General features: G+C 62.5%; 22 protein-coding genes. 12 read left to right on the top strand and 10 right to left on the bottom strand.

The genetic code is table 11. The annotated features are described in order from the left end of the window. Nucleotides 1–165: 165 nt before the first annotated feature. The 4 genes from pyrF to EV674_RS04465 form a co-directional block, all read right to left on the bottom strand. Nucleotides 166–996 (bottom strand): orotidine-5'-phosphate decarboxylase, encoded by an 831-nt coding sequence (gene pyrF, locus EV674_RS04480; RefSeq protein ID WP_119012191.1) that lies wholly within the window; start codon nucleotides 994–996, stop codon nucleotides 166–168. Between the two features lie 33 nt (nucleotides 997–1,029). Beyond that, nucleotides 1,030–1,620 carry a methionine biosynthesis protein MetW gene (gene metW / locus EV674_RS04475; protein WP_119012190.1) on the bottom strand — a complete coding sequence of 197 codons (591 nt, stop codon included), beginning with the start codon at nucleotides 1,618–1,620 and terminating at the stop codon, nucleotides 1,030–1,032. After that, nucleotides 1,617–2,810, bottom strand: a complete 1,194-nt coding sequence (gene metX / locus EV674_RS04470) for a homoserine O-acetyltransferase MetX (RefSeq protein ID WP_119012189.1) — start codon at nucleotides 2,808–2,810, stop codon at nucleotides 1,617–1,619. The genes metW and metX overlap by 4 nt, the downstream gene beginning before the upstream one ends. Nucleotides 2,811–2,933: 123 nt before the next feature. Next, nucleotides 2,934–3,497 (bottom strand): TMEM165/GDT1 family protein, encoded by a 564-nt coding sequence (locus EV674_RS04465; RefSeq protein ID WP_119012188.1) that lies wholly within the window; start codon nucleotides 3,495–3,497, stop codon nucleotides 2,934–2,936. Between the two features lie 451 nt (nucleotides 3,498–3,948). Here EV674_RS04465 and EV674_RS04460 point away from each other — a divergent pair, with 451 nt between their 5' ends. Then, nucleotides 3,949–4,356: an RNA recognition motif domain-containing protein gene (locus tag EV674_RS04460; protein WP_119012210.1), complete on the top strand. Its 408-nt coding sequence runs from the start codon at nucleotides 3,949–3,951 to the stop codon at nucleotides 4,354–4,356. 271 nt (nucleotides 4,357–4,627) lie between these two features. Further along, nucleotides 4,628–5,146, top strand: a complete 519-nt coding sequence (locus tag EV674_RS04455; protein ID WP_119012187.1) for an RNA recognition motif domain-containing protein — start codon at nucleotides 4,628–4,630, stop codon at nucleotides 5,144–5,146. A 29-nt stretch (nucleotides 5,147–5,175) separates the two neighbouring features. Here the strand turns inward: EV674_RS04455 and lptC are convergent, their stop codons facing one another. Genes lptC through EV674_RS04440 form a run of 3 tightly spaced genes read right to left on the bottom strand, consistent with a single transcriptional unit; the run spans nucleotide 5,176 to nucleotide 7,327 of the window. Further along, nucleotides 5,176–5,775, bottom strand: a complete 600-nt coding sequence (gene lptC, locus EV674_RS04450; protein WP_119012186.1) for an LPS export ABC transporter periplasmic protein LptC — start codon at nucleotides 5,773–5,775, stop codon at nucleotides 5,176–5,178. Then, entirely contained in the window at nucleotides 5,772–6,317 is a 546-nt protein-coding gene (locus EV674_RS04445) for a KdsC family phosphatase (protein ID WP_119012185.1), read from the bottom strand. The genes lptC and EV674_RS04445 overlap by 4 nt, the downstream gene beginning before the upstream one ends. Before the next feature lie 11 nt (nucleotides 6,318–6,328). After that, entirely contained in the window at nucleotides 6,329–7,327 is a 999-nt protein-coding gene (locus tag EV674_RS04440) for a KpsF/GutQ family sugar-phosphate isomerase (protein ID WP_119012184.1), read from the bottom strand. A gap of 48 nt (nucleotides 7,328–7,375) precedes the next feature. Here EV674_RS04440 and EV674_RS04435 point away from each other — a divergent pair, with 48 nt between their 5' ends. Further along, nucleotides 7,376–9,361: a monovalent cation:proton antiporter family protein gene (locus EV674_RS04435; protein ID WP_119012183.1), complete on the top strand. Its 1,986-nt coding sequence runs from the start codon at nucleotides 7,376–7,378 to the stop codon at nucleotides 9,359–9,361. Nucleotides 9,362–9,365: 4 nt separating this feature from the next. On the opposite strand, the gene gyrB is transcribed toward EV674_RS04435, so the two are convergent. The 3 genes from gyrB to dnaA form a co-directional block, all read right to left on the bottom strand. Next, nucleotides 9,366–11,972 carry a DNA topoisomerase (ATP-hydrolyzing) subunit B gene (gene gyrB / locus EV674_RS04430; RefSeq protein ID WP_119012182.1) on the bottom strand — a complete coding sequence of 869 codons (2,607 nt, stop codon included), beginning with the start codon at nucleotides 11,970–11,972 and terminating at the stop codon, nucleotides 9,366–9,368. Nucleotides 11,973–12,087: 115 nt separating this feature from the next. Further along, complete coding sequence (dnaN, locus tag EV674_RS04425) at nucleotides 12,088–13,197, bottom strand: DNA polymerase III subunit beta (RefSeq protein ID WP_119012181.1); 1,110 nt, start codon at nucleotides 13,195–13,197, stop codon at nucleotides 12,088–12,090. Nucleotides 13,198–13,327: 130 nt separating this feature from the next. Next, complete coding sequence (dnaA, locus tag EV674_RS04420; RefSeq protein ID WP_119012180.1) at nucleotides 13,328–14,740, bottom strand: chromosomal replication initiator protein DnaA; 1,413 nt, start codon at nucleotides 14,738–14,740, stop codon at nucleotides 13,328–13,330. 262 nt (nucleotides 14,741–15,002) lie between these two features. Between dnaA and rpmH the strand changes: the two genes are divergently transcribed. The 9 genes from rpmH (at nucleotide 15,003) to EV674_RS04375 (ending at nucleotide 21,598) form a co-directional block, all read left to right on the top strand. Further along, nucleotides 15,003–15,137, top strand: a complete 135-nt coding sequence (gene rpmH, locus EV674_RS04415; RefSeq protein WP_005798102.1) for a 50S ribosomal protein L34 — start codon at nucleotides 15,003–15,005, stop codon at nucleotides 15,135–15,137. 64 nt (nucleotides 15,138–15,201) lie between these two features. Then, a complete protein-coding gene (locus EV674_RS04410) occupies nucleotides 15,202–15,648 on the top strand; it encodes a ribonuclease P protein component (RefSeq protein WP_119012179.1) in 447 nt (148 codons plus the stop codon). Then, the gene (gene yidD, locus EV674_RS04405) at nucleotides 15,645–15,938 is read left to right on the top strand and encodes a membrane protein insertion efficiency factor YidD (RefSeq protein WP_119012178.1); all 294 of its coding nucleotides are present in this window, start codon (nucleotides 15,645–15,647) and stop codon (nucleotides 15,936–15,938) included. The genes EV674_RS04410 and yidD overlap by 4 nt, the downstream gene beginning before the upstream one ends. Continuing rightward, a complete protein-coding gene (gene yidC / locus EV674_RS04400; protein WP_119012177.1) occupies nucleotides 15,935–17,632 on the top strand; it encodes a membrane protein insertase YidC in 1,698 nt (565 codons plus the stop codon). Before yidD ends, yidC begins: the two co-directional genes overlap by 4 nt. A gap of 71 nt (nucleotides 17,633–17,703) precedes the next feature. Continuing rightward, nucleotides 17,704–19,131, top strand: a complete 1,428-nt coding sequence (gene mnmE / locus EV674_RS04395; protein WP_119012176.1) for a tRNA uridine-5-carboxymethylaminomethyl(34) synthesis GTPase MnmE — start codon at nucleotides 17,704–17,706, stop codon at nucleotides 19,129–19,131. A 90-nt stretch (nucleotides 19,132–19,221) separates the two neighbouring features. Further along, nucleotides 19,222–19,713 carry a Crp/Fnr family transcriptional regulator gene (locus tag EV674_RS04390; protein WP_119012175.1) on the top strand — a complete coding sequence of 164 codons (492 nt, stop codon included), beginning with the start codon at nucleotides 19,222–19,224 and terminating at the stop codon, nucleotides 19,711–19,713. Between the two features lie 114 nt (nucleotides 19,714–19,827). Next, nucleotides 19,828–20,721 (top strand): hypothetical protein, encoded by an 894-nt coding sequence (locus tag EV674_RS04385; protein ID WP_119012174.1) that lies wholly within the window; start codon nucleotides 19,828–19,830, stop codon nucleotides 20,719–20,721. Nucleotides 20,722–20,794: 73 nt separating this feature from the next. Then, nucleotides 20,795–21,349, top strand: coding sequence for an anti-sigma factor domain-containing protein (locus tag EV674_RS04380; RefSeq protein WP_119012173.1), 555 nt, complete (start codon nucleotides 20,795–20,797; stop codon nucleotides 21,347–21,349). A gap of 18 nt (nucleotides 21,350–21,367) precedes the next feature. Then, entirely contained in the window at nucleotides 21,368–21,598 is a 231-nt protein-coding gene (locus EV674_RS04375) for a hypothetical protein (protein WP_119012172.1), read from the top strand. Nucleotides 21,599–21,781 lie beyond the last annotated feature (183 nt).

Genomic DNA, 21,781 nt, shown 5'->3' with positions numbered 1-21,781 from the left:
GGGGCAAAAAACCGCCACCTTCCATCAGCACGGCGCGCCCTGTTTTTATGCCAAATCAGCCTTTAACCCTTGCGGGGTGGGCGCTACCAGCTATAAAAATAATAGTTTTTCAGGGGGCCAACCGCCCTGCCGGGCAGGGCAGGGCGCGCTGGATGCCACCCGCGCTCAGGCGCCAGGGCGGGCGGCTTGCAGCAGGTCGCGGGTTTTTTGGGCTTCGCGGCGGGCGGCGTCGGCAAAGTCGGCGCCACCGCTGGCGTACAGGATGGCGCGCGAGGAGTTGACGATGATGGGGCCGTTGGCACGCCAGCCTGCGCGCACGGTGGCGGCGGCGTCGCCGCCCTGCGCGCCCACACCGGGAATGAGCAGCGGCACCGTGGGCGCCAGGGCGCGCACGCGCTCGATCTCGGCGGGGTAAGTAGCGCCCACCACTAGGCCGAGCTGGCCGTTTTTGTTCCACGGCCCTTGCGCCAGGCGGGCCAGGTGCTCGTACAACAGCGGCTGGCCGTCCACGCTGGCCAGGCGCTGGTTTTGCAGGTCGTCGCCACCGGGGTTGGAGGTGCGGCAGAGCAAAAATGCGCCCTTGCCCGGGTACTGCAAATACGGCTCCACCGAGTCAAAGCCCATGAACGGCGAGAGCGTGACGGCGTCGGCGCCGTAGCGCTCGAAGGCTTCTTTGGCGTACTGCTCGGCAGTGGAGCCGATGTCGCCGCGCTTGGCGTCCAGGATGACGGGCACGTGCGGCGCGTTGGCGCGCAGGTGCTGCATCAGGCGCTCGAGCTGGTCTTCGGCGCCGTGGGCGGCAAAGTAGGCGATTTGCGGCTTGAAGGCACACACCAGGTCGGCGGTGGCATCGACGATGGCGGCACAGAAGTCGTAAATCTTGCGCGGGTTGCCCTGCATGGTGGCAGGAAAGCGGGTGGGCTCGGGGTCCAGGCCCACGCACAGCATGGAGTTGTTTTGCGTGGCCGCGTTGCGCAGCATGTCGAGGAAGGTCATGGCGGTGATTTTAGGTGGGGGCAGACAGGGCGATCAGGCGCCGCCGCGCTCGAAATGGAACACCGCCGTGCCCGCGCGCGCGTTGGGCAGAAAGCGCACGGTGCGGCCCTCTTGCAGGCCAAAGGCGTCGAGAATGCGCAGCTGGTTTTTGTGCGCCAGCACTTCAAAATCCTTGTACGTGCCGACGCGGATGTTGGGCGTGTCGTACCACTGGTAAGGCAAGCGGCGCGTGACCGGCATGCGCCCGCGCAGCACCGACAGCCGGTTGGGCCAGTGGGCAAAGTTGGGAAAGGCAACGATGCCCGCACGGCCCACGCGCGCCGTCTCGCGCAGCATGACCTCGGCGTTGCGCAGGTGGGGCAGGGTGTCGATTTGCAGCACCACATCGAAAGAGTTGTCGGCAAACAGCGCCAGGCCCTCGTCCAGATTGAGCTGGATGACGTTGACGCCCCGGCGTACGCAGGCCAGCACGTTGGCGTCGGCAATCTCCACGCCGTAGCCGCTGCAACCTCTGCTGCGCTGCAAATAGTCCAGCAGCGCGCCGTCGCCGCAGCCCAGATCGAGCACACGGCTGCCTTGCGGCACCAGGGCAGCAATGGCCTGCATGGTGGCTTTTTCGGTCATGCCAGCTCCTTTTCAATGCTATCAAAATATGAGCTTACTACGCCCATGTAGCGGGCGTCATCGAGCAAAAAGGCATCATGCCCGTGGGGCGCGTCGATTTCGGCGTAGCTCACGTCGCGGCGGTTGTCGAGCAGCGCCTTGACGATCTCACGGCTGCGCTTGGGCGAGAAGCGCCAGTCGGTGGTGAAGCTGACCAGCAGGAATTTGGCCGTGGCGCGCGCCAGCGCCTGCGTGAGGTTGCCACCGTGGGCACGGGCGGGGTCAAAGTAGTCCAGCGCGCGGGTGATGAGCAGGTAGGTGTTGGCGTCGAAGTATTCGCTGAACTTGTCGCCCTGGTAGCGCAGGTAGCTCTCGATCTGGAACTCGATGTCTTGCGTGCTGTACAGGTAGGCCCCGGCGCCCTGCGTGGGCACGGGTGCCGGGTTGGCTGCGGCGCCTTCGCTGGTGGTTTTGTCCATCACCCGCTGGCGCAGTTGGCGGCCAAATTTCTCGTTCATCACGTCGTCGCTCAGGTACGTGATGTGGCCAATCATGCGGGCAATGCGCAGGCCGCGCTTGGGGATGACGCCATGCTGGTAAAAGTGCCCGCCATGAAAATCCGGGTCGGTGACGATGGCGCGCCGCGCCACTTCGTTGAAGGCGATGTTCTCGGCCGTGAGGTTGGGTGCGCTGGCCACCACCACGGCGTGGCGCACGCGCTCGGGGTATTGCAGCGTCCAGGAAAGCGCCTGCATGCCGCCCAAGCTGCCGCCGAGCACGGCGGCCAGCTGCGTGATGCCCAGCCGGTCGAGCAGCCGGGCCTGGGCATTGACCCAGTCTTCCACCGTGACCACCGGAAAATCAGCGCCATAGACCTGTCCGGTGTCGGGGTGCGGGTGCATGGGGCCGGTGGAGCCAAAGCACGAACCCAGGTTGTTCACCCCGATGACAAAAAAGCGGTTGGTATCCACGCTCTTGCCGGGGCCGATCATGTTGTTCCACCAGCCCTCGCTTTTGTCCTGGCCCGCATAAACGCCGGCCACATGGTGCGATGCGTTGAGCGCATGGCACACCAGCACGGCGTTGGAGCGATCGGCGTTGAGCTGGCCGTAGGTCTCGAAGGCGAGTTGGTAGTCGCGGATGGAGGCACCGCTTTGCAGTGGCAGCGCCTCGGGAAAATGCAAAAACTGAGGGGTGGCAATGAACGACATAAAAAAACCCGGCAACGCTAAAAACGTGGCCGGGCGGGGTGTCGGTCTGTCTTTAGCAGGATTTATAAAGCGCCCGCAAGCTGTGGCAAATCGGCGCGTGGGGGCACTATAGCAAAAGCGTACTCAGGCGGGTACCCACAATGCCAGCACGCCCAAAGCCAGAAAAATCAGCGCCGAAACAATATGCACAGCCCGCACCGGCACGCGCCGCATCATGCGCTCGCCCAGCCAGACGACCGGGGCGTTGGCCAGCATCATGCCCAGCGTGGTGCCCGCCACCACCCAGGCATAAGCGTTGTACTGCGCTGCCAACATGACGGTGGCGATCTGCGTCTTGTCGCCCATTTCGGCCAGAAAAAACGCCAGCACGGTGGTGCCAAACACGCCCAGGCGCGGCGCGTTGCCGGTTTCGCCGTCGTCGAGCTTGTCGGGAATCAGCATCCAGACGGCCATAGCGATAAACGACACCCCCAGTACCCAGCGCAGCACCTGCGGCCCCAGCACGGTGGTGACCCAGGCTCCGGCAGCGCCTGCCAGGGCATGGTTGAGCACGGTAGCCACAAAAATGCCCAGCACGATGGGCCAGGGCTTGCGAAAACGCGCCGCCAGCACCAGCGCCAGCAACTGTGTTTTGTCGCCCATTTCGGCCAGGGCAACGATGGAGGTAGAGACGAGGAAAGCTTCCATGGGAGTGATCAGGTCTGGCCGGACAGGTGGATAAACGCATCGACCGCACTCCGACTCCGGCTCAGGGACGGTGTGCGGTCAATGGTCTTGCCAATCCGAAGACTGCGGCTGCCATGGAGCGTGGGGCCCCAAGTGTGTTGACAGCAGCGCACAGGCATTGCACCTGGGCCGGCTACTCCCCAAAGACGGCGCGATCATACTGTGCCGCAATGGAAAAACTACGCCTTATCTCCTGATAAACCCTCGCCCAGTCCAGTGCCGTAAAGGTCGTTGAAAAATAAATGCCAAGACGTTATGCAAATTGACTCATAATGAACCCGCTTTTCTGCTCTCTGGGCTGGAAAGTAGTTAAGTTAGCGGTGATTGGTCAGTTTCGCGTCTTTGAAGTCGTCACAGGTTTGTTGATTGCGTCGGACTCCATCGCGTTTTCATGTTTTTTGAGGAGTCCTTTATGGGCAACAAACTTTACGTGGGCAACCTGCCCTACACGTTCCGTGACAGCGATCTGGAACAAACCTTCAGCCAGTACGGCTCCGTTTCCAGCGCCAAGGTGATGATGGAACGTGACACCGGCCGCTCGAAGGGCTTTGGCTTTGTCGAAATGGGCAGCGATGCCGAAGCACAAGCCGCTATCCAAGGCGTGCATGGTCAAAACTTTGGTGGCCGTGACCTCGTAGTCAACGAAGCCCGCCCCATGGAACCACGCGCTCCCCGTAGCGGTGGCTTCGGCGGCGGCGGTGGTGGCGGCTACGGTGGTGGCGGCGGCGGTTACGGCGGTGGCCGTAGCGGCGGCGGCGGTGGTGGCGGCTACGGCGGTGGTGGTGGCGGTGGTTACGGCGGTGGCCGTAGCAGCTACTAAGCACACAGCATTTGCAGACTCAGTGTCTGCAAGCTGCGCAAAAAAGGAACCTTCGGGTTCCTTTTTTTATGTCCTCACGTAAAAGACGTGCTGTAGATCGTAAAAACCCTTGCCTTTCGGCCAAACCTCCGGAACATAATGCGCTTGCAGGCCATGCCTGCTTTGGGTTTGCGGTGATCCTTCAGGGTAGGCGTGGCGCATCCATACGGTGGGCTGACGGCGTTTTTGGGGCTCTATCGCTTTGTCATATGTGTTTTTGAGGAGTCCCTTAATGGGCAACAAGCTGTATGTCGGCAATTTGCCGTACGGAGTGCGTGATAACGATCTGGAACAGGCTTTCAGTCAATTTGGCAGCGTCACCAGCGCCAAGGTCATGATGGAGCGCGATACCGGGCGCTCGAAGGGCTTTGGCTTTGTCGAAATGGGCAGCGATGCCGAAGCACAAGCGGCTATCCAAGGCATGAATGGCCAGTCTCTCGGTGGACGAGGCATTGTGGTCAATGAAGCCCGCCCCATGGAGCCGCGTCCTCCACGCAGTGGTGGCGGCTTTGGCGGCGGCGGTGGTTATGGCGGTGGCCGTAGTGGTGGTGGCGGTGGTTACGGCGGCGGTGGCAGCTATGGCGGTGGCCGCGAGGGTGGCTACGGTGGTGGCGGTGGTTATGGTGGTGGCCGCGAAGGCGGCGGTTACGGCGGCGGTGCTGCACGTGGCGGCGATGGCGGTTTTCGCAGCCCCTATGGCAATGGCCCACGCGGTGGTAGCCGTGGCGGCCAAGGTGGCAGCAACTACTGATTAGTTTAGATTCAGGGGCCTGGGGCCATTCAGTGCCCTGGCATCAACACGCCGCGCACGTGGCCCTGCAATTGCAGCACTTGGTTACCATGGTCGTATTCCAGGGTATCGGCGGTAAAGTGGTCTTTACCTCGCGCCAGACTCACTGGTTGGTTTGAACGTACCTGCTCTTTTCGGGGCCAGATATGTAGAAAATCGCCACGAAACTCCAGTGGTGGTTGGGCTGCTCCCAAGGGTTCGCGGATCACTACCGCGTGGCCAAAAAGCTGCACTTCCGAGCCGTCGGCATTGCTCAGTGCGCGATCCGCACTGGCGCGCGTGGCTTGGCCGTTGGTTGCCACTGAATGCATGCGCATTTTGTCGATTTCCAGTGTGTCACTGTCTGGATAGTGGCGCGCTGCTTGGCCATATATCTCGCTTTCCAGTTGACCGGACGCGCCGAAGTTCTGCACCGAGAAATGGTTCATGAAGTAATCCGGCCCAGGGCGCTCCAGTGTAGATACGGGCGACGCCTGGGGTACAGGAGCATTGCGCACCAGCCACCAAGTGCCCAGTGCGAGCAAGGCCATGAGCAACACAGGAAGGTAGATGGAGAGGCCATCCCATCCCCGGCGCAGCAAGCTTGTCATGCGTTGTATTGCGCCAATAAGGCGGCATAGCGGCCACTGGCTACCAGCAGCAGATCGCAGAATTCACGCGCTGCACCATCGCCTCCGCAGGCGTTGGTCACATGGTGGGCTGTAGCACGCACTTCAATTTGTGCATTACACGGTGCGCAAGCCAGTGCGCAGCGGCGCATCACGGGCAAGTCGGGCCAGTCATCTCCCATGGCGGCGGCCTGCGCCCAATCCAGATTCAGCGTGTCCAGGATGTGCTGTGCAGCAGGGCGTTTTTCTTCGGTACCAAAAACGGCGTGCGTGATGCCCAGTGCTTGCAAACGCAGACGCAGCGGTGCCGAGTCACGCCCCGTGATCACCGCCGGCGTGATGCCCGCCTTTTGCAGCAATTTGAGCCCGTGACCATCCAGGGTATTGAAGCGTTTAAGGGTTTCGCCGGTTTCGCTGAAATACAGGCCGCCGTCGGTAAGCACGCCATCGACATCAAAAAATGCCACACGCACGTCTTGCGCGCGCAGCAGCAGCTCGGGGGGAAATTGGAGCGTTGGCAACATGGAACAGGCCCTCAGATGACTTTGGCGCGCATCAAGTCGCCAATGTGAACCATGCCCACCAAAACGCCTGTCGCATCGACCACCAACACACTGGTGATGCCGTGGGTTTCCATCAAGGCGGCGGCATCAACTGCCAAGGCATCGGGGGCAATGGTACGGGGGTTGCCATGCATGAGTTCAGCCGCAGTGGCGCCGCGCAAATCGGCACCCGCTTCCAAGCGGCGGCGTAAATCGCCATCCGTGAAAATGCCCTGCACTTTGCCCGCCCCATCGACGATGGCCGATGCACCCAGCCGCTTGGCGCTCATTTCACGCATCAGGGCGCCAAAATCGGCTTGCGGTGCTACGCTGGGCACTTCATTGCCGCTGCGCATGACGTCGCTGACGTGGGTCAGCAGTTTGCGACCCAATGCGCCGCCCGGGTGGGACCGTGCAAAATCCTCTGCCCTAAAGCCACGCGCATCCAACAGCGCTACAGCCAGCGCATCGCCCAACGCCAACTGCGCCGTGGTGCTGGCGGTGGGGGCCAGGTTCAGCGGACACGCTTCGCGCTCCACGCTACAGTCGAGCGCTAAATCTGCGTAGCGGGCCAGCGTGGAGTTGGCCTGGCCAGTGATGGCAATCAGCGGCGCCCCCAAGCGCTTGAGCACGGGCAGGATGGCGGTGAATTCGGTACTTTCGCCGCTGTTGGAGATAGCCAATACCAAATCGTGCGCTGTCACCATGCCCAGATCACCGTGGCTGGCTTCACCGGGGTGAACGAACAGGGCCGGGGTTCCTGTAGAAGCCAGCGTGGCGGCAATTTTTCGCCCCACATGACCGCTCTTGCCCATTCCCATGACGACTATCCGGCCCGGCGTTTGCAGCATTTGCTGCACGGCCTGCGCAAAGCGCACGTCCAGGCGCTGGCCTAAGCCGCGCAGCGCGGCGGCTTCAATGTCAAAGGTTTCCCGTGCCAGGCGCAAGGCTTGGTCGGCGTCAAAGGGGCGCGTCGCGGCGGCAGAATGCATGCCCGGATTCTATCGACCGGGGCGTGAAGGCTGGGCTAGCATCCAGAGATGTCCTCACTTGCCTTGACTTTGCTTTACTTATTGGCCGCCGTATTGGGGGTGGTGGTGTGCCGCAGCCTGAAGCTGCCGCCCATGCTGGGTTATTTGGCTGCGGGGGTGCTCATTGGCCCGCATGCCTTGGCTTTGGCACAAAACTCCAGCAGTGTGCGCCACTTGGGCGAGTTTGGTGTGGTGTTTCTGATGTTCGCCATCGGTCTGGAATTCAGTCTGCCCAAGCTGCGTGCCATGCGCAGCAGCGTGTTCGGCCTGGGACTTTTGCAGGTTGCTCTGACCATGGGCCTGGCCTGTAGTGGCGTATTGGTGCTGGCATCACTGGTAGGTGGGGTGTGGGATGTGGGCTGGCAAACGGCATTGGCGCTATCGGGCACGCTGGCCATGAGCAGCACCGCCATCGTGGTCAAGCTCATGGCAGAACGGGCCGAACTGGAGACGGAGCACGGGCGCCGCGTGCTGGGGATTTTGCTGTTCCAGGACTTGGCCGTGGTGCCCCTGCTGGTGCTGATTCCGGCCCTGGGCTCTGCGCCCGATCAACTGCTGACGGCATTGGGCATGGCCTTGCTCAAAGCCACGGTGCTGGTGGCGGTGCTGCTGACCGGGGGGCAGAGCGTGATGCGCTGGTGGCTCACACTGGTGGCTCGGCGCAAGAGCGATGAGCTGTTCATGCTGAACCTGCTGCTCATCACGCTGGGACTGGCCTGGCTGACGGAGCTGGCGGGCCTGAGTCTGGCGCTGGGCGCGTTCATCGCCGGTGTGCTGGTGTCGGAAACCGAGTACCGCCACCAGGTGGGCACCGACATCCGGCCGTTTCACGATGTGCTGCTGGGCCTGTTCTTCATCACCATTGGCATGATGCTCGACTGGCACATTCTGCTGGAGCAGTGGGCGCTGGTGCTGGGCTTGTTGCTGTTGCCGCTCGCGCTCAAGTTGGGTGTGATTTTGGTGCTGGCACGGGCCATGGGAGCTACCACGGGTGTGGCTATGCGCACGGGTTTGTACCTGGCACAGGCTGGCGAATTCGGTTTTGTGTTGCTTTCGCTCACGCAGGACAACGGGTTGGTGCGGCCCGCACTGATGAACCCGATTCTGGCCGCCATGGTGTTGTCGATGTTGGCAACGCCTTTTCTGATCCAGTACAGCAACCGCATCGTGCTGCGGCTGGTGGCCAGCGATTGGTTACAGCAGTCTTTGCAAATGACCACTATTGCCCGCAAAGCCATAGACACCAGCAAGCATGTGCTCATCTGCGGTTACGGTCGCTGCGGACAAAATCTGGCGCGCCTGCTAGAGCAGGAAGGCATTCCGTACATGGCGCTGGATCTGGATCCTGATCGCGTGCGCCAAGCCGCCGCTGCCGGGCATTCGGTGGTGTATGGCGACGCTACACGCCTACAAGCGTTGATGGCTGCCGGGCTGGTACGGGCCAGCGCAGTGGCTGTGACATACCTGGACGTTCCAGCGACCCTCAAAGTGCTCGCCAACACCCGCACCCATGCGCCGCAGGTGCCGGTGGTGGTGCGCACCCAGGACGATCTGCACTTGGATCGACTACAAGCCGCAGGCGCCACCGAAGTCGTGCCCGAAGCGATTGAGGGCTCCATGATGCTGGCCAGCCACGCTCTGGCACTGGTAGGTGTGCCTATGCGCCGCGTGATTCGCTTGGTGCAAGAACAGCGCGATGCGCGTTACCAGCTGCTGCGCGGCTATTTTCACGGCGCCGATGACGACACCGTGCAAGAGCGTGACCAAGAGCGCCTGTCCACTGTGACCTTGCCGCCCGGCGCCCAGACGCTGGGCAAGCCCTTGGGAGAACTGGCGCTGCACGCCATGGGGGTGCGTGTCGTGAACTTGCGCCACGGCAATGGCCACATGTCCACGCCGGGCGACGACACCCTGCTCGCCGCAGGCGATACCTTGGTGCTGTCGGGCCATCCGAACGCCCTGCTGAGCGCCCAAGATAAGCTGTTGCGGGGCTGAGCAGTTACACGTCGATGTTGCCAGCGCGCAGGGCGTTGGTTTCAATGAAATCCCGCCGCGGCTCCACCTCATCGCCCATCAGCATGGTGAATACGCGGTCGGCTTCGATGGCGTCGTCAATTTGCACGCGCAACAGGCGGCGCGCCTGCGGATCCATGGTGGTTTCCCACAGCTGCTCGGGATTCATCTCGCCCAGGCCCTTGTAGCGCTGGCGCGCCGTGGTGCGCTCTGCCTCGGCGATCAGCCAGCGCATGGCTTGGCGGAAGTCGGCCACTTTTTCTTCCTTCTGGCGTTCGCCTTCGCCGCGCTGCACCCGGGCGCCTTCGCCCAGCAGACCGCGGAAGGTGTTGGCCGCCTCGGCCAGTGCGGCGTAATCAGCGCCATTGACAAAGTCTTGCGTGATGACGCTGCTTTTGACGTTGCCGTGGTGGCGGCGGCTGATGCGCAGCAGCGGCTTGTCGGTGCGGGCGTCAAACTCGCCCGCCACTTCGGCGGGGATGCCGGTGGTGTTGAGTTCGCGCAGCTTGTCTTGCAAGATGGCGGCGCAGGCCTGGGCATCTGGCAGGGTTTCCAGGTTCAGCACCACGCCATCGGCTACGGCGCGCAAAGCCTCGAAATCCATGAAATTGGACAGGCGCGCAATCACGCCCTCCGCCGTTTGGTGCTGGCGTGCCAGTTCGGCCAACGTGTCACCCGTGAGCGTTTGTGCGTTGGCCCCGCCGGTGGTCACGCTGGCGTCTTTCAGGGCAATGCGCAGCAGAAAGCCGTCCAGCGCCGCAGCGTCTTTAAGGTACAGCTCCTCCTTGCCTGCCTTGACCTTGTACAGCGGCGGCTGCGCGATATAGATGTGGCCCCGCTCCACCAGCTCGGGCATCTGGCGGTAGAAGAAGGTGAGCAGCAGGGTGCGAATGTGGGCGCCGTCCACGTCGGCGTCGGTCATGATGATGATGCGGTGGTAGCGCAGCTTGGCCACGTCAAAGTCGTCGCCGCCGGTACTGCCGCCCGCCTTGCCGATACCGGTGCCCAGCGCCGTGATCAGTGTCAGGATTTCCTGGCTGGAGAGCAGCTTTTCATAGCGTGCCTTCTCCACGTTCAGGATCTTGCCGCGCAGCGGCAGGATGGCCTGGAACTTGCGGTCACGTCCTTGCTTGGCGCTGCCCCCGGCGGAGTCGCCCTCGACGATGTAGATCTCGCACATCGCCGGGTCTTTTTCCTGGCAGTCGGCCAGTTTGCCGGGCAGGCCCATGCCGTCGAGCACACCCTTGCGGCGGGTCATTTCGCGGGCTTTGCGGGCGGCTTCGCGGGCACGGGCAGCCTCGACAATTTTGCCGCAGATGATCTTGGCGTCGGCCGGGCGCTCTTGCAGGTAGTCGGTCAGCAGCTTGCCCACAATGTCTTCGACGGGCGCGCGCACTTCGCTGGACACCAGCTTGTCTTTGGTCTGGCTGCTGAACTTGGGTTCGGGCACCTTCACGCTCAGCACGCAGCACAGGCCTTCGCGCATGTCGTCGCCGGTGACTTCCACCTTGGCCTTCTTGGCAAATTCGTGTTCTTCGATGTACTTGTTGATAACGCGCGTCATCGCCGCGCGCAGGCCCGTGAGGTGGGTGCCGCCGTCGCGTTGCGGGATGTTGTTGGTAAAACACAGCACCTGTTCGCTGTAGCCGCTGTTCCATTGCATGGCCACTTCGACGCCGATGTGCGTCCCGGGGATGCCACCGTAGGTTTCAGAAGGGCGCTCGCCTGCCGCGTAGAACGAGGTCGGGTGCAGCACGGTTTTGCCCTTGTTGATGAACTCGACAAAGCCGCGCACACCGCCCGCGCCGGAGAAGTCGTCTTCCTTGCCGCTGCGCTCGTCAATCAGGCGGATACGCACACCGTTGTTCAGAAAACTCAGTTCGCGCAGGCGCTTGGCCAGGATTTCGTAGTGGAACTCGTTGTTTTCTTTGAAGATGTCGGTGTCGGGCAGGAAGTGAACTTCGGTGCCACGCTTTTCCGTCTCGCCAGTGACGCGCATGGGCGAGACGTCCACACCATCAGCCGATTGCACGATGCGGTTTTGCACAAAGCCGCGGCTGAAGTCCAGCACATGCACTTTGCCTTCGCGGCGCACCGTCAGGCGCAGTTTTTTGGACAGGGCGTTGACGCAGCTCACGCCCACGCCGTGCAGGCCGCCCGAGACCTTGTAGCTGTTCTGGTTGAACTTGCCACCGGCGTGCAGCTCGGTCAGCGCGATCTCGGCAGCGCTGCGTTTGGGCTCGTGCTTGTCGTCCATCTTCACGCCCGTGGGGATGCCACGGCCGTTGTCGGTCACGCTGATGGAGTTGTCGGAGTGGATGGTGACGACGATGTCGTCGCAGTGCCCGGCCAGGGCCTCGTCGATGGAGTTGTCCACCACCTCAAAGACCAGGTGGTGCAGGCCGGTGCCGTCCGAGGTGTCGCCGATGTACATGCCGGGGCGCTTGCGCACCGCTTCCAAGCCTTCCAGGATCGTGATGGCACCTTCGCCGTAGCCTTCGCTGGCACCCGCCTGGTGGGCGTCGATCTTGGGCACGGCGGGGGCCGCGTGGCCGTTTTCTTCGGGTGCGGGCGTGGGGGTTTCTGCGGTCATGGTCGGCCTCGGCAAGACAGGGAAGCCAGGGCTTCCCGTTTTTCAATAATGGTCAAATATGCCTCTAGCGCTTACGCAGTAAGCGCCATAAGCTATAAATTGTGTAGCAAATACGTCAGATGCGCATGGGCATCACCACATATTTGAAGCTGTGGTTGTCGGGAATGGTCAGCAGTGCCGAGCTGTTGCCGTCGGCCAACTCGATCTTCACCATGTCTTGTCCCATGCTGGTCAGGGCATCAATCAGGTAAGTCACGTTGAAGCCGATTTCAATGGCATCGCCGCTGTAATCGATATCGAGCTCGTCCACGGCTTCTTCCTGCTCGGCATTGTTGCTGGCCACGCGCAGCAGGCCGGGCTCGATGTTCAGGCGCACGCCCTTGAACTTGTCGCTGGTCATGATGGCCGTGCGCTGCAAGCAAGCCAGCAGCGGCGCGCGCCCCAGTGTGACGCTGTTGCGGTGGTTGCGCGGGATGACGCGGTTGTAATCCGGGAACTTGCCTTCGACTAATTTTGTGACGAATTCCATCGCACCAAAGTTGAACTTGGCCTGGTTGTTGGCAAAACACATCTCCAGCGCGGTATCGGTGTCGCTGAGCAGGCGTTGCAGCTCGATCACGGTTTTGCGCGGCAGGATCACTTCTTGTTTGGGCACTTCCACATCCAGCGTGGCGCTGGCAAAGGCCAGGCGGTGGCCATCGGTGGCAACCAGGCTCAGTTGTTTGCCCTCGGCCACGAACAAAATACCGTTGAGGTAGTAGCGGATGTCCTGCACCGCCATGGCAAACGCCACCTGGCTGAGCAGGTTTTTCAGGGTGTTTTGCGGCACGCTGAAGGTGGGACCAAAACTGGCCGACTCTTGCACCAGTGGAAAGTCTGCGGCGGGCAGCGTCTGCAACGTGAAGCGGCTTTTGCCACCTTTGAGCACCAGCTTGTCCTGGCTGCTGCTTTCCAGTCCTACGGTCTGGTCGCCGGGCATGGTGCGCAGGATGTCGATGAGCTTGCGCGCGTTGACGGTGGTGGTGAAGTCGCCGGTGTCGCCGCCCAGCTCAGCGGTGGTACGGATCTGGATTTCAAGGTCGCTGGTGGTGAACTGCAAGGCGTTGCCAGTTTTGCGCAGCATGACGTTGGCCAGGATGGGCAGCGTGTGGCGGCGCTCAACGATGCCGGCGACCGACTGCAACACAGCGAGTACCTTGTCTTGGGGGGCCTTGAGAACAATCATGTCAACCTCTTGTGGATTTGGGTGTCAGTGGGGGCGGCCTTACAGGCGCTGCCCCTGGGGCTGTCAAGCCCATCATTTTGCCCGCTCGGGGGGTGGTTTCTGGTGACAACGCAGCCGGTCGGCGCCATCGTCAGCCCTTGAGGGTTTGCTCCAGCACGTGCAGTTGCTGGTTGAGTTCCGTGAGCTGTTGGCGCTCGGCAGAAATCTTGCGTACAGCGTGCAGCACCGTGGTGTGGTCGCGGCCGCCAAACAGCTCGCCAATTTCGGGCAGGCTCTTTTGTGTCAGCTCTTTGGCCAGGTACATGGCAATCTGGCGGGGCCGGGCAATGCTGGCTGGACGCTTTTTGCTGTACATATCGGCGACCTTGATCTTGTAATAGTCAGCCACCGTTTTCTGGATGTTTTCCACGCTGATCTGCCGGTTCTGGATGGAGAGCAGATCGCGCAGCGCCTCACGCGCCAGCTGGATGGAGATTTCCTTCTGGTTGAAGCGCGAGTAAGCCAGAATTTTGCGCAGCGCACCTTCAAGTTCGCGCACGTTGGAGCGCACGTTCTTGGCGACAAAGAAAGCCACTTCTTCGGGCATCTCCACGTTCTCGGCGCGCGCCTTGTTGATCAGGATGGCCACGCGCATCTCCAGCTCGGGCGGCTCAATGGCCACCGTCAAGCCCGAATCAAAGCGCGACACCAGGCGTTCGTGGATATCGGCCAGCCCCTTGGGGTAGGTGTCCGAAGTCATCACGATGTGGCTCTTCTTGGCCAGCAGCGCTTCAAAGGCGTTGAAGAACTCTTCTTGTGTGCGGTCTTTGTTGGCAAAAAACTGCACGTCGTCGATCAGCAGCAAATCCAGCGAGTGGTAGCGCTCTTTGAATTCGTCGAAAGTTTTGCGCTGGTAGGCTTTAACCACATCCGACACGAACTGCTCGGCATGGATGTAGAGAACTTTGGCATCGGGCCGGTCGGCCAGCAGCTTGTTGCCCACGGCATGCACCAGGTGGGTTTTGCCCAAACCAACGCCGCCGTAGATAAAAAGCGGGTTGTACAGGTGCCCTGGCATGCCAGCCACGTGCATGGCTGCGGCACGGGCCATGCGGTTGGCCGTGCCCTCAACCAGGGTGTCAAACGTCAGTCCGGCATTGAGTCGGTTGCGCAAAGCGCCACGGGCGCTGTCATCGGGTGCAGCAGGGGGATCCACTGCACCCATGTTGGCTGGCGAGGGCGCCACAGAGTGCGTACGGGAAACGGCTGTACGCTGAGCCAGCGCTAACTCCAGTACGATGGACTGGCCATACAGAGACTCGACCAGAGCGGCAATGCGACCGGCATATTGGGCGCGAATCCAGTCGAGCGTGAAGCGGTTGGGTACGTACAGGGTGATGCGGGAAAAGTCGCCAGCCACCTGCGCCACCAGCGGTTTGATCCAGGTATTGAACTGCTGCGCGGGCAGGTCTTGCGCCAGTTGTTCAATGCAGGCCTGCCACAGCGCCTGACCGGCATCCGGCCCGGATGGATGGGGGGTGTTGCGGGGAAGTTCCTCTGTCATTTCAGGAATATTTTTGTGGATAGGAGGAACGGTTCGAGGCCGGAAATTGTAGCTTGCCCACGAGTTATCCACAACTTATGCCCCGCTGTAGAAGTCTTGTTGCAGGGACTTGGTTGCAGACTTTCATTGCTTGTACGGCACAAGCCTGCGATAATTTGCGGTTTCCCTGAATGTGTTCAGGGCAATGATTTGACCGGCCATCGCCAGATAGGCGCCTCAGGGCACCGCAGCGCACCGGACTGAACCCTCTCAAGGAACCACCATGAAACGCACTTACCAGCCCTCCAAGACCCGCCGCGCCCGCACCCACGGCTTCCTCGTGCGCATGAAGACCCGCGGTGGCCGCGCTGTCATCAACGCACGCCGCGCCAAAGGCCGCAAGCGCCTGGCCGTCTGAGGCCCACCAGGGTTTTGGCTCGCTCCCCGGTTGACACCGGCAGAGCCCGGACGGGGGTGCTTGCATGCAGCGGCTGAAAACGCGTCCACAGTTCCAAGCCGCCATGGCAGGTGGCACTGTGGCGCGCACGCCCCATTTCGCGCTGCACCGCTTGGCCTTCAGTGCCAACAGCGCTGCCATCCAGGGGCATCCTGAGACAGGGTCGGGTTCAGAACCACAGTCCCTGTTTATCCAACCCGGTGTCTGGCTAGGAGCGATGGTGCCCAAACGCTGGGCGCGCCGCGCTGTCACGCGCAATACCATCAAACGACAAATTTACAGTGTGGCTGCGCTCTTTGAGCCACACCTGATGCAGGCTGCCCATGTGGTTCGCCTGCGCTCTGCTTTTGATCGCAAACAGTTTGTCAGTGCCCGCTCCGATCTGCTCAAGCAGGCCGTGCGGGCAGAGCTGCTGGAGTTGTTTGAGCGTGCAGCGCTTTCGAGTGGGCCGCGTGCCCGCCAGCGCCCATGATGCGCCGTTTGCTCATGGCGGTGGTCAAGGGCTACCGCCTGCTGCTGAGTCCCTGGCTGGGCTCAGCCTGCCGGTTTGAACCCACCTGTTCAGCCTATTCGCTGCAAGCACTGGAGCAGCATGGCGCTGCCGCTGGCAGCTGGCTGACGCTGGCACGCCTGGCCCGCTGCCACCCTTGGTGCCAGGGCGGCCACGACCCCGTGCCACCAGAGCCGCCACGGGCTACCCGGCTGTTTTCACGGCTGCTCTCTTCTGCTCCCCCCTCATCCTCACCAAAGAAGTCTCCATGAACGACATCCGCCGCACCATTCTGTGGGTGATATTTGGCTTTTCCATGGTCCTGTTGTGGGACAAGTGGCAGATGCACAACGGCAAGCAAGCCACTTTTTTTCCAACGCCCGCTAGCACGGCCGCCTCTGCGCCCGCCGCCGCACCCGTGCAGGCAGGCAATGCTGCCGTGCCATCGGCCAATGCACCGGCTGCGCTGGCGCAAGGTGCTGCCGCCGTGCCTGGTCAGCCTGCTGCGGCCCTCCAGACTCCGCGTGAACGGATTGAAGTCACCACAGACATCTACCGCCTGGGCTTTGACACCGAAGGCGGCTCCCTCACAGAGGCCGAGTTGCTGCAGCACGCCGATATGGCAGACAAGTCGAAAAACTTCCTGCTCTTCGATGAAAGCGCACAGCGCGTGTATGTGGCGCAAACCGGCCTGATCGGCGGCAACTACCCCACGCACAAGACTGCGATGGTGGCCGTGCCCGGCCCGCGCACGTTGCAGCCCGGCGAAAACGAACTGCGCATCCGTTTCGAGTCGCCCGATCTGGGTGGCCTGAAACTGGTCAAGACCTGGACACTCCAGCGCGGCGCCTACGACATCGCTGTCAAGCACGAAGTGGTCAACACCGGCAGCGCAGCCGTGTCGCCGCAGCTCTACCTGCAACTGGTGCGCGATGGCAACAAGCCGCCAGGGGAATCGTCTTTCTACTCGACCTTTACTGGCCCGGCGGTTTACACCAACGACAAGAAGTACCAGAAGGTGGAGTTCAAGGACATCGAGAGCGGCAAAGCCGACTTCGCCAAGGAAAGCAGCAACGGCTACGTGGCCATGGTGCAGCACTATTTCGCCAGCGCCTGGCTGCTGCCGGAAGGCGAGCAGCGCGAAATGTTCATGCGCAAGGTGGACACCAACCTGTACTCGGTGGGCATGATCACCCCGCTGGGCACCATTGAGCCCGGCGCCACTAAGTCCTTGGAGGCGCGCCTGTTTGCTGGCCCCCAGATCGAGAAAACCCTCGAATCCCTCACCCCCGGGCTGGAACTGGTCAAAGACTACGGCTGGCTGACCATCCTGGCCAAGCCGCTGTACTGGCTGCTGGACAAAATCCACAGCTTCCTGGGCAACTGGGGCTGGTCTATCGTCGGCCTGGTGCTGCTGCTCAAGATCATGTTCTATTGGCTCAACGCCAAGGCCTACGCCAGCATGGCCAAAATGAAGGCCGTGAACCCCAAAATCATGGAGATGCGCGAGCGCCTGAAAGACAAGCCCCAGCAGATGCAGCAAGAGATGATGCGCATCTACCGCGAGGAAAAGGTCAACCCCATGGGCGGCTGCTTCCCCATCATGATCCAGATTCCGGTGTTCATTGCGCTGTACTGGGTGCTGCTGTCCAGCGTGGAAATGCGCAACGCCCCCTGGATCGGCTGGATTCACGATCTGTCCACCCCCGACCCGTTCTTCATCCTGCCGCTCTTGATGACGCTCAGCTCGCTGCTGCAAACCGCGCTCAACCCCGCGCCGCCCGACCCGATGCAGGCCAAGATGATGTGGATCATGCCGCTGATCTTCAGCGTGATGTTCTTCTTCTTCCCCGCCGGCCTGGTGCTGTACTGGCTGACGAACAACATCTTGTCGATTGCCCAGCAGTGGCTCATCAACACCCGCATGGGCGTACCGCCGCAGTTCAATCTGCCCAAGTTCAAGTAACGGCTTGAACCACCCCACCCAAGGCCGCGCAAGCGGCCTTTTTCATGCAACCCTGTACAGTGACTGCCACCATGCTTGCCCGCCACCACGACCCCATCGCCGCCATTGCCACTGCCCCCGGACGCGGAGGCGTGGGCATCGTGCGGGTGTCGGGCAAGGGCTTGCAGGGCCTGGTGCAAACGCTGTGCGGGCGACCACTCACGCCGCGCCAGGCCACCTACCTGCCGTTTTGCGATGCCGCCGGACAACCCATAGACCAGGGCCTGGCGTTGTACTTTCCGGCGCCGCACTCCTATACCGGCGAAGACGTGCTCGAACTCCAGGCCCACGGCGGCCCCGTGGTGCTGCAACTGCTGCTGGCGCGCTGCCTTGAAGCGGCCAACCAGCCCGACCCCGCCAGCGGCCAGCGCGTGCTGCCCGGCCTGCGTGTGGCCCAGCCGGGCGAGTTCACCGAGCGCGCTTTTCTCAACGACAAAATTGATCTGGCCCAGGCCGAAGCCATTGCCGATCTGATCGACGCCAGCACCGAGGCAGCCGCCCGCAGTGCCAGCCGCTCGCTGTCGGGGGCGTTCTCGCACGAAATCCATGCGCTGCGCGATGCGCTCATCCACCTGCGCATGCTGGTCGAGGCCACGCTGGATTTTCCTGAAGAAGAAATCGACTTCCTGCGCAAGGCAGATGCGCGCGGGCAGCTATCAAAATTAGAGCAAACATTGGCCCAGGTGCGCCAGCGCGCACAGCAGGGCGCGCTGCTGCGCGAGGGCATCAAGGTGGTGATTGCCGGCCAGCCCAATGCGGGCAAAAGCTCGCTGCTCAACGCGCTGGCGGGCGCCGAGCTGGCCATCGTCACGCCCATTGCCGGCACCACGCGCGACAAGGTGCAGCAAACCATCCAGATCGAAGGTGTGCCGCTGCACGTGATCGACACTGCGGGCCTGCGCGAGAGCCACGATGAGGTCGAGCGCATCGGCATCGCCCGCGCCTGGGACGAAATCGCGGGGGCCGATGCGGTGCTGTTCCTGCACGACCTGAGTCGCTGCGATGCTCCTGAATACATAGCTGCTGACGCAGATGTAGCGGGCGCCATGGCCGAAAAAGTCTCCAAAAATGTTCCGGTCATTGATGTCTGGAACAAAAGCGACTGCGCTGCACCCGCAGCCCGCCTGGTGGCCACGGTGGGCGCACGTGCCAGCGTGCGGTTGTCGGCGCGCACGGGCGATGGTCTGGCCGACCTGCGCCGCACCCTGCTCGACGTGGTGGGCTGGCAGGCCGCGCCCGAAGGCGTGTTCATTGCCCGCGCCCGCCACGTGCAGGCCCTGCATGCCGTGGCCGAGCACCTGGCGCAGGCCGCCGCGCAACTCGACGCCACCGGCCCGGCCCTGGACTTGCTGGCCGAAGAACTGCGTCTGGCACAAAACGCCCTGGGCGACATCACCGGCGAGTTTTCTTCCGATGACTTGCTGGGGGTGATCTTTTCCAGCTTCTGCATCGGTAAATAATTACTTTTATTCTCTCTTGGTGTAAGAAGCAGTAATCAGGCGTAAGAAAGCCTTGTGGCTTACCACCGTTCACGTTAGCTTCAACGATCTATGCAAGCCCTCCACCTCTCCGCCAGCAAAACGGGGCTCCAGGGCCTCATCCGTGCCATTGATGAAGCCCAGGCCGAAGACTGTCTGGCCAACCCCCTGACGCCCGCGCAATGGGAGGCACTCTCTGCTTACCTGCAGCCCTACGCCCTGGACGCAGGCCAGGTGCTCTTTGCCCAGGGCGTCTCTGACCGCACCCTGTACCTGATTGAGAGCGGCAACCTCAGCGTGCATTACGAAGATGAAAAAGCGCGCCTGCGCATGGCCATGGTGGGCGCCGGGTCGGTGGTGGGCGAGGGCGCTTTTTTCTCGCACCGCCCGCGCAGTGCCACCGTGCAGGCGGCGGCGCCATGCCGCCTGTGGGCGCTGACGGCGCTGCGCTTTACCGAGCTGTCCAACCGCCAGCCCGCCATTGCGTTGGGCCTGTGCATGGCTGCCGGGGCCGTGCTGGCCAAACGGCTGGGCAACCGGCGCCGCCGCGTGGCCGCCACCTGAGGCTTTTTCAGCAGTATTTGTGCCGCCAACGGCCTGCGCCAGGGCCGTCAGCGCAACACAGTCACGGTACACTCTTTTCGGATTTTTACAGGTGCTGTCCGAAGAAAGAAAGCCATGTCATTGCTTAGCTGGTTCATGCGCAAATCTGCACCCGCCAAACCGCGGGCGGCCGATGCCTCAGGTTTGCTCAATGCCGATGCGACAGTCCCCCTGATGCCCGGGCGCGATGGTCGTCCCTTGCTCACACCCTCCGCGCCACCCGAACATGCAGCCAACCGCGTCAACGAGCGCATGGAGCGGCGCGAGCTGCTCTATATCGTGGTGCGCGATGCCATGGTGCGCGCGGGCGTGTTGTCGGCCAGTTACAAATTCAAGGTGCTGTCGCTGGACCAGCGCGGGCGCCAGTTTTTGATCATGATGGACTTGGCCCGTGAATACGGCGGCGAAACCGTGCGCCTGAGCGAAATCGAAGCCCTGATCGCCCAGACCGCCAAGACCCGCTACGACATTGCCGTCACGGCCGTGTACTGGCGCATCAACGACCACGTGGCCGTGGGCCTGCCGCAAAAAGGCATTGCGCCCCATGGGGCCAGCGTGTCGGCGGCCCCGGCCGCGCCTTCGGCCCCCATGCCTCCGGTAGCGCCTGTACCACGCCCCACGCCACGCCCTGCCGCGCCCGAGCGGCCTTTGTTACAACCCCGCCCTGAACCGGTGGTAGCAGCACCCGTGCGCCCAGCACAGCCGCCGGGGCCGTTGTTGACGCCCCCCCCCCCCGCTCCGAACCTGTTTGACCCCATCGAAGCCGACGAAGTGGCTGCCTTCAAGCGGGCGCTGGCCAGTGCCGCAGCGGCCCGCCCCACATCGCCCGCGCCGTTGGGGGTATCGGTGCAAACGGGGCCGTTGCTGCACCCCTCGCCCAGCGACACCGGGTTTGCCGACACCGAAATGCCCACCCACGACCCCCGTGCCCCCGACTTGAGCAGCACCCAATACGGCGAACTGCGCTGAAGCCAGCGCAGGCCCGCCGGGCGCACGCACCGCCCAGCGGCCATACTGGGGCCTGATCCACCGCACACGCCCTATGTCTGATACCCCCTCCACGCCGTCCACCCCCGAAGTTTCCAGCGCACCCAGCGCCACAGCCGCGCCCCCACGCTGTGCCAGCCCGTGGTGGCGGGTGTTGTCCGTGGCGCTGGCTTTGGCGCTGCTGCTGGGCTGGGCCACCAGCGCCAGCATGATCGTCCAGCTCAAGGCGCAAATCCAGCACTTGCAGCGCAAAGTGGAGCTGCTGCCGCAGGTGCGCTACCTGGCCGTGCTGCTGGACGGGGCGCAAAAACCCGCCCTGCTCGTCACGTTTGACCCCGGCGCAGGCGTGCTGCAACTGCAACACCTGCACAGCGAGCGCGAGAAGTCGCAACAAAGCCTGCAACTGTGGGCGCTGCAAGAGGGCAAACCGCCGCGCTCTTTGGGCCTGACCCTGAGCGAATACCAAACCCTGCAAATCCCCGCCCAGGCGCAAGATCTGGAGGGCATCACGCAACTGGCCATCAGCGTCGAAGAAAAAGGCGGCGTACCCGACAGCCAAGGCCCACGGCTGCCCTACCTGTACCAGGGCTGGTGGGTCAAGAAGTCTTGATGGCACCCCGCATTGGCTATGTCCCGCCCCTCTGACCCGTTGCCTGCACCTTCACCACTGCCGCGCAGCGTGCGCGCCATGGGTATCTATCTGCTGGGCTTGGTGGTGCTGGGCGTGCTGTTTTGGGCACTGGGCCTGCCAGACCCTTGGACATTGGCGGTTCAGTGGGCCAGCGGCATTGTTTTTGTGCTGATGGCCGTTGGGCTGGTGGTGATGGTGTGGGCTGTTGTTTGCGAGGCCCTGCGGTAGCACCTCTGCACGCCCTGCACCGGGCATCGATAGCTTGCAACAAACATGCTCGATCGCTGGCGAATACCAGCGGTTACACGCCCTCGCCACGGCCCTTGCCAGTCCAGACTGGCGTGGCGTTTTACTATTTTTTTGATAGCTTATAGCGCCCACCACGTAAGCGCCAGGGCCTGTTTTGGCCTA

Source organism: Simplicispira metamorpha (genome assembly GCF_004341365.1).
Classification (GTDB): domain Bacteria; phylum Pseudomonadota; class Gammaproteobacteria; order Burkholderiales; family Burkholderiaceae_C; genus Simplicispira; species Simplicispira metamorpha.
The sequence above is the reverse complement of the archived record's forward strand: the minus strand, read 5'-3'. Positions and strand labels throughout refer to the sequence as shown.

What these genes read in the sequence shown, in the direction of transcription:
- pyrF (WP_119012191.1), bottom strand. Translation starts at nt 996, where the DNA reads ATGACCTTCCTCGACATGCTGCGCAACGCGGCCACGCAAAACAACTCC.
- metW (WP_119012190.1), bottom strand. Translation starts at nt 1,620, where the DNA reads ATGACCGAAAAAGCCACCATGCAGGCCATTGCTGCCCTGGTGCCGCAA.
- metX (WP_119012189.1), bottom strand. Translation starts at nt 2,810, where the DNA reads ATGTCGTTCATTGCCACCCCTCAGTTTTTGCATTTTCCCGAGGCGCTG.
- EV674_RS04465 (WP_119012188.1), bottom strand. Translation starts at nt 3,497, where the DNA reads ATGGAAGCTTTCCTCGTCTCTACCTCCATCGTTGCCCTGGCCGAAATG.
- EV674_RS04460 (WP_119012210.1), top strand. Translation starts at nt 3,949, where the DNA reads ATGGGCAACAAACTTTACGTGGGCAACCTGCCCTACACGTTCCGTGAC.
- EV674_RS04455 (WP_119012187.1), top strand. Translation starts at nt 4,628, where the DNA reads ATGGGCAACAAGCTGTATGTCGGCAATTTGCCGTACGGAGTGCGTGAT.
- lptC (WP_119012186.1), bottom strand. Translation starts at nt 5,775, where the DNA reads ATGACAAGCTTGCTGCGCCGGGGATGGGATGGCCTCTCCATCTACCTT.
- EV674_RS04445 (WP_119012185.1), bottom strand. Translation starts at nt 6,317, where the DNA reads ATGTTGCCAACGCTCCAATTTCCCCCCGAGCTGCTGCTGCGCGCGCAA.
- EV674_RS04440 (WP_119012184.1), bottom strand. Translation starts at nt 7,327, where the DNA reads ATGCATTCTGCCGCCGCGACGCGCCCCTTTGACGCCGACCAAGCCTTG.
- EV674_RS04435 (WP_119012183.1), top strand. Translation starts at nt 7,376, where the DNA reads ATGTCCTCACTTGCCTTGACTTTGCTTTACTTATTGGCCGCCGTATTG.
- gyrB (WP_119012182.1), bottom strand. Translation starts at nt 11,972, where the DNA reads ATGACCGCAGAAACCCCCACGCCCGCACCCGAAGAAAACGGCCACGCG.
- dnaN (WP_119012181.1), bottom strand. Translation starts at nt 13,197, where the DNA reads ATGATTGTTCTCAAGGCCCCCCAAGACAAGGTACTCGCTGTGTTGCAG.
- dnaA (WP_119012180.1), bottom strand. Translation starts at nt 14,740, where the DNA reads ATGACAGAGGAACTTCCCCGCAACACCCCCCATCCATCCGGGCCGGAT.
- rpmH (WP_005798102.1), top strand. Translation starts at nt 15,003, where the DNA reads ATGAAACGCACTTACCAGCCCTCCAAGACCCGCCGCGCCCGCACCCAC.
- EV674_RS04410 (WP_119012179.1), top strand. Translation starts at nt 15,202, where the DNA reads ATGCAGCGGCTGAAAACGCGTCCACAGTTCCAAGCCGCCATGGCAGGT.
- yidD (WP_119012178.1), top strand. Translation starts at nt 15,645, where the DNA reads ATGATGCGCCGTTTGCTCATGGCGGTGGTCAAGGGCTACCGCCTGCTG.
- yidC (WP_119012177.1), top strand. Translation starts at nt 15,935, where the DNA reads ATGAACGACATCCGCCGCACCATTCTGTGGGTGATATTTGGCTTTTCC.
- mnmE (WP_119012176.1), top strand. Translation starts at nt 17,704, where the DNA reads ATGCTTGCCCGCCACCACGACCCCATCGCCGCCATTGCCACTGCCCCC.
- EV674_RS04390 (WP_119012175.1), top strand. Translation starts at nt 19,222, where the DNA reads ATGCAAGCCCTCCACCTCTCCGCCAGCAAAACGGGGCTCCAGGGCCTC.
- EV674_RS04385 (WP_119012174.1), top strand. Translation starts at nt 19,828, where the DNA reads ATGTCATTGCTTAGCTGGTTCATGCGCAAATCTGCACCCGCCAAACCG.
- EV674_RS04380 (WP_119012173.1), top strand. Translation starts at nt 20,795, where the DNA reads ATGTCTGATACCCCCTCCACGCCGTCCACCCCCGAAGTTTCCAGCGCA.
- EV674_RS04375 (WP_119012172.1), top strand. Translation starts at nt 21,368, where the DNA reads ATGTCCCGCCCCTCTGACCCGTTGCCTGCACCTTCACCACTGCCGCGC.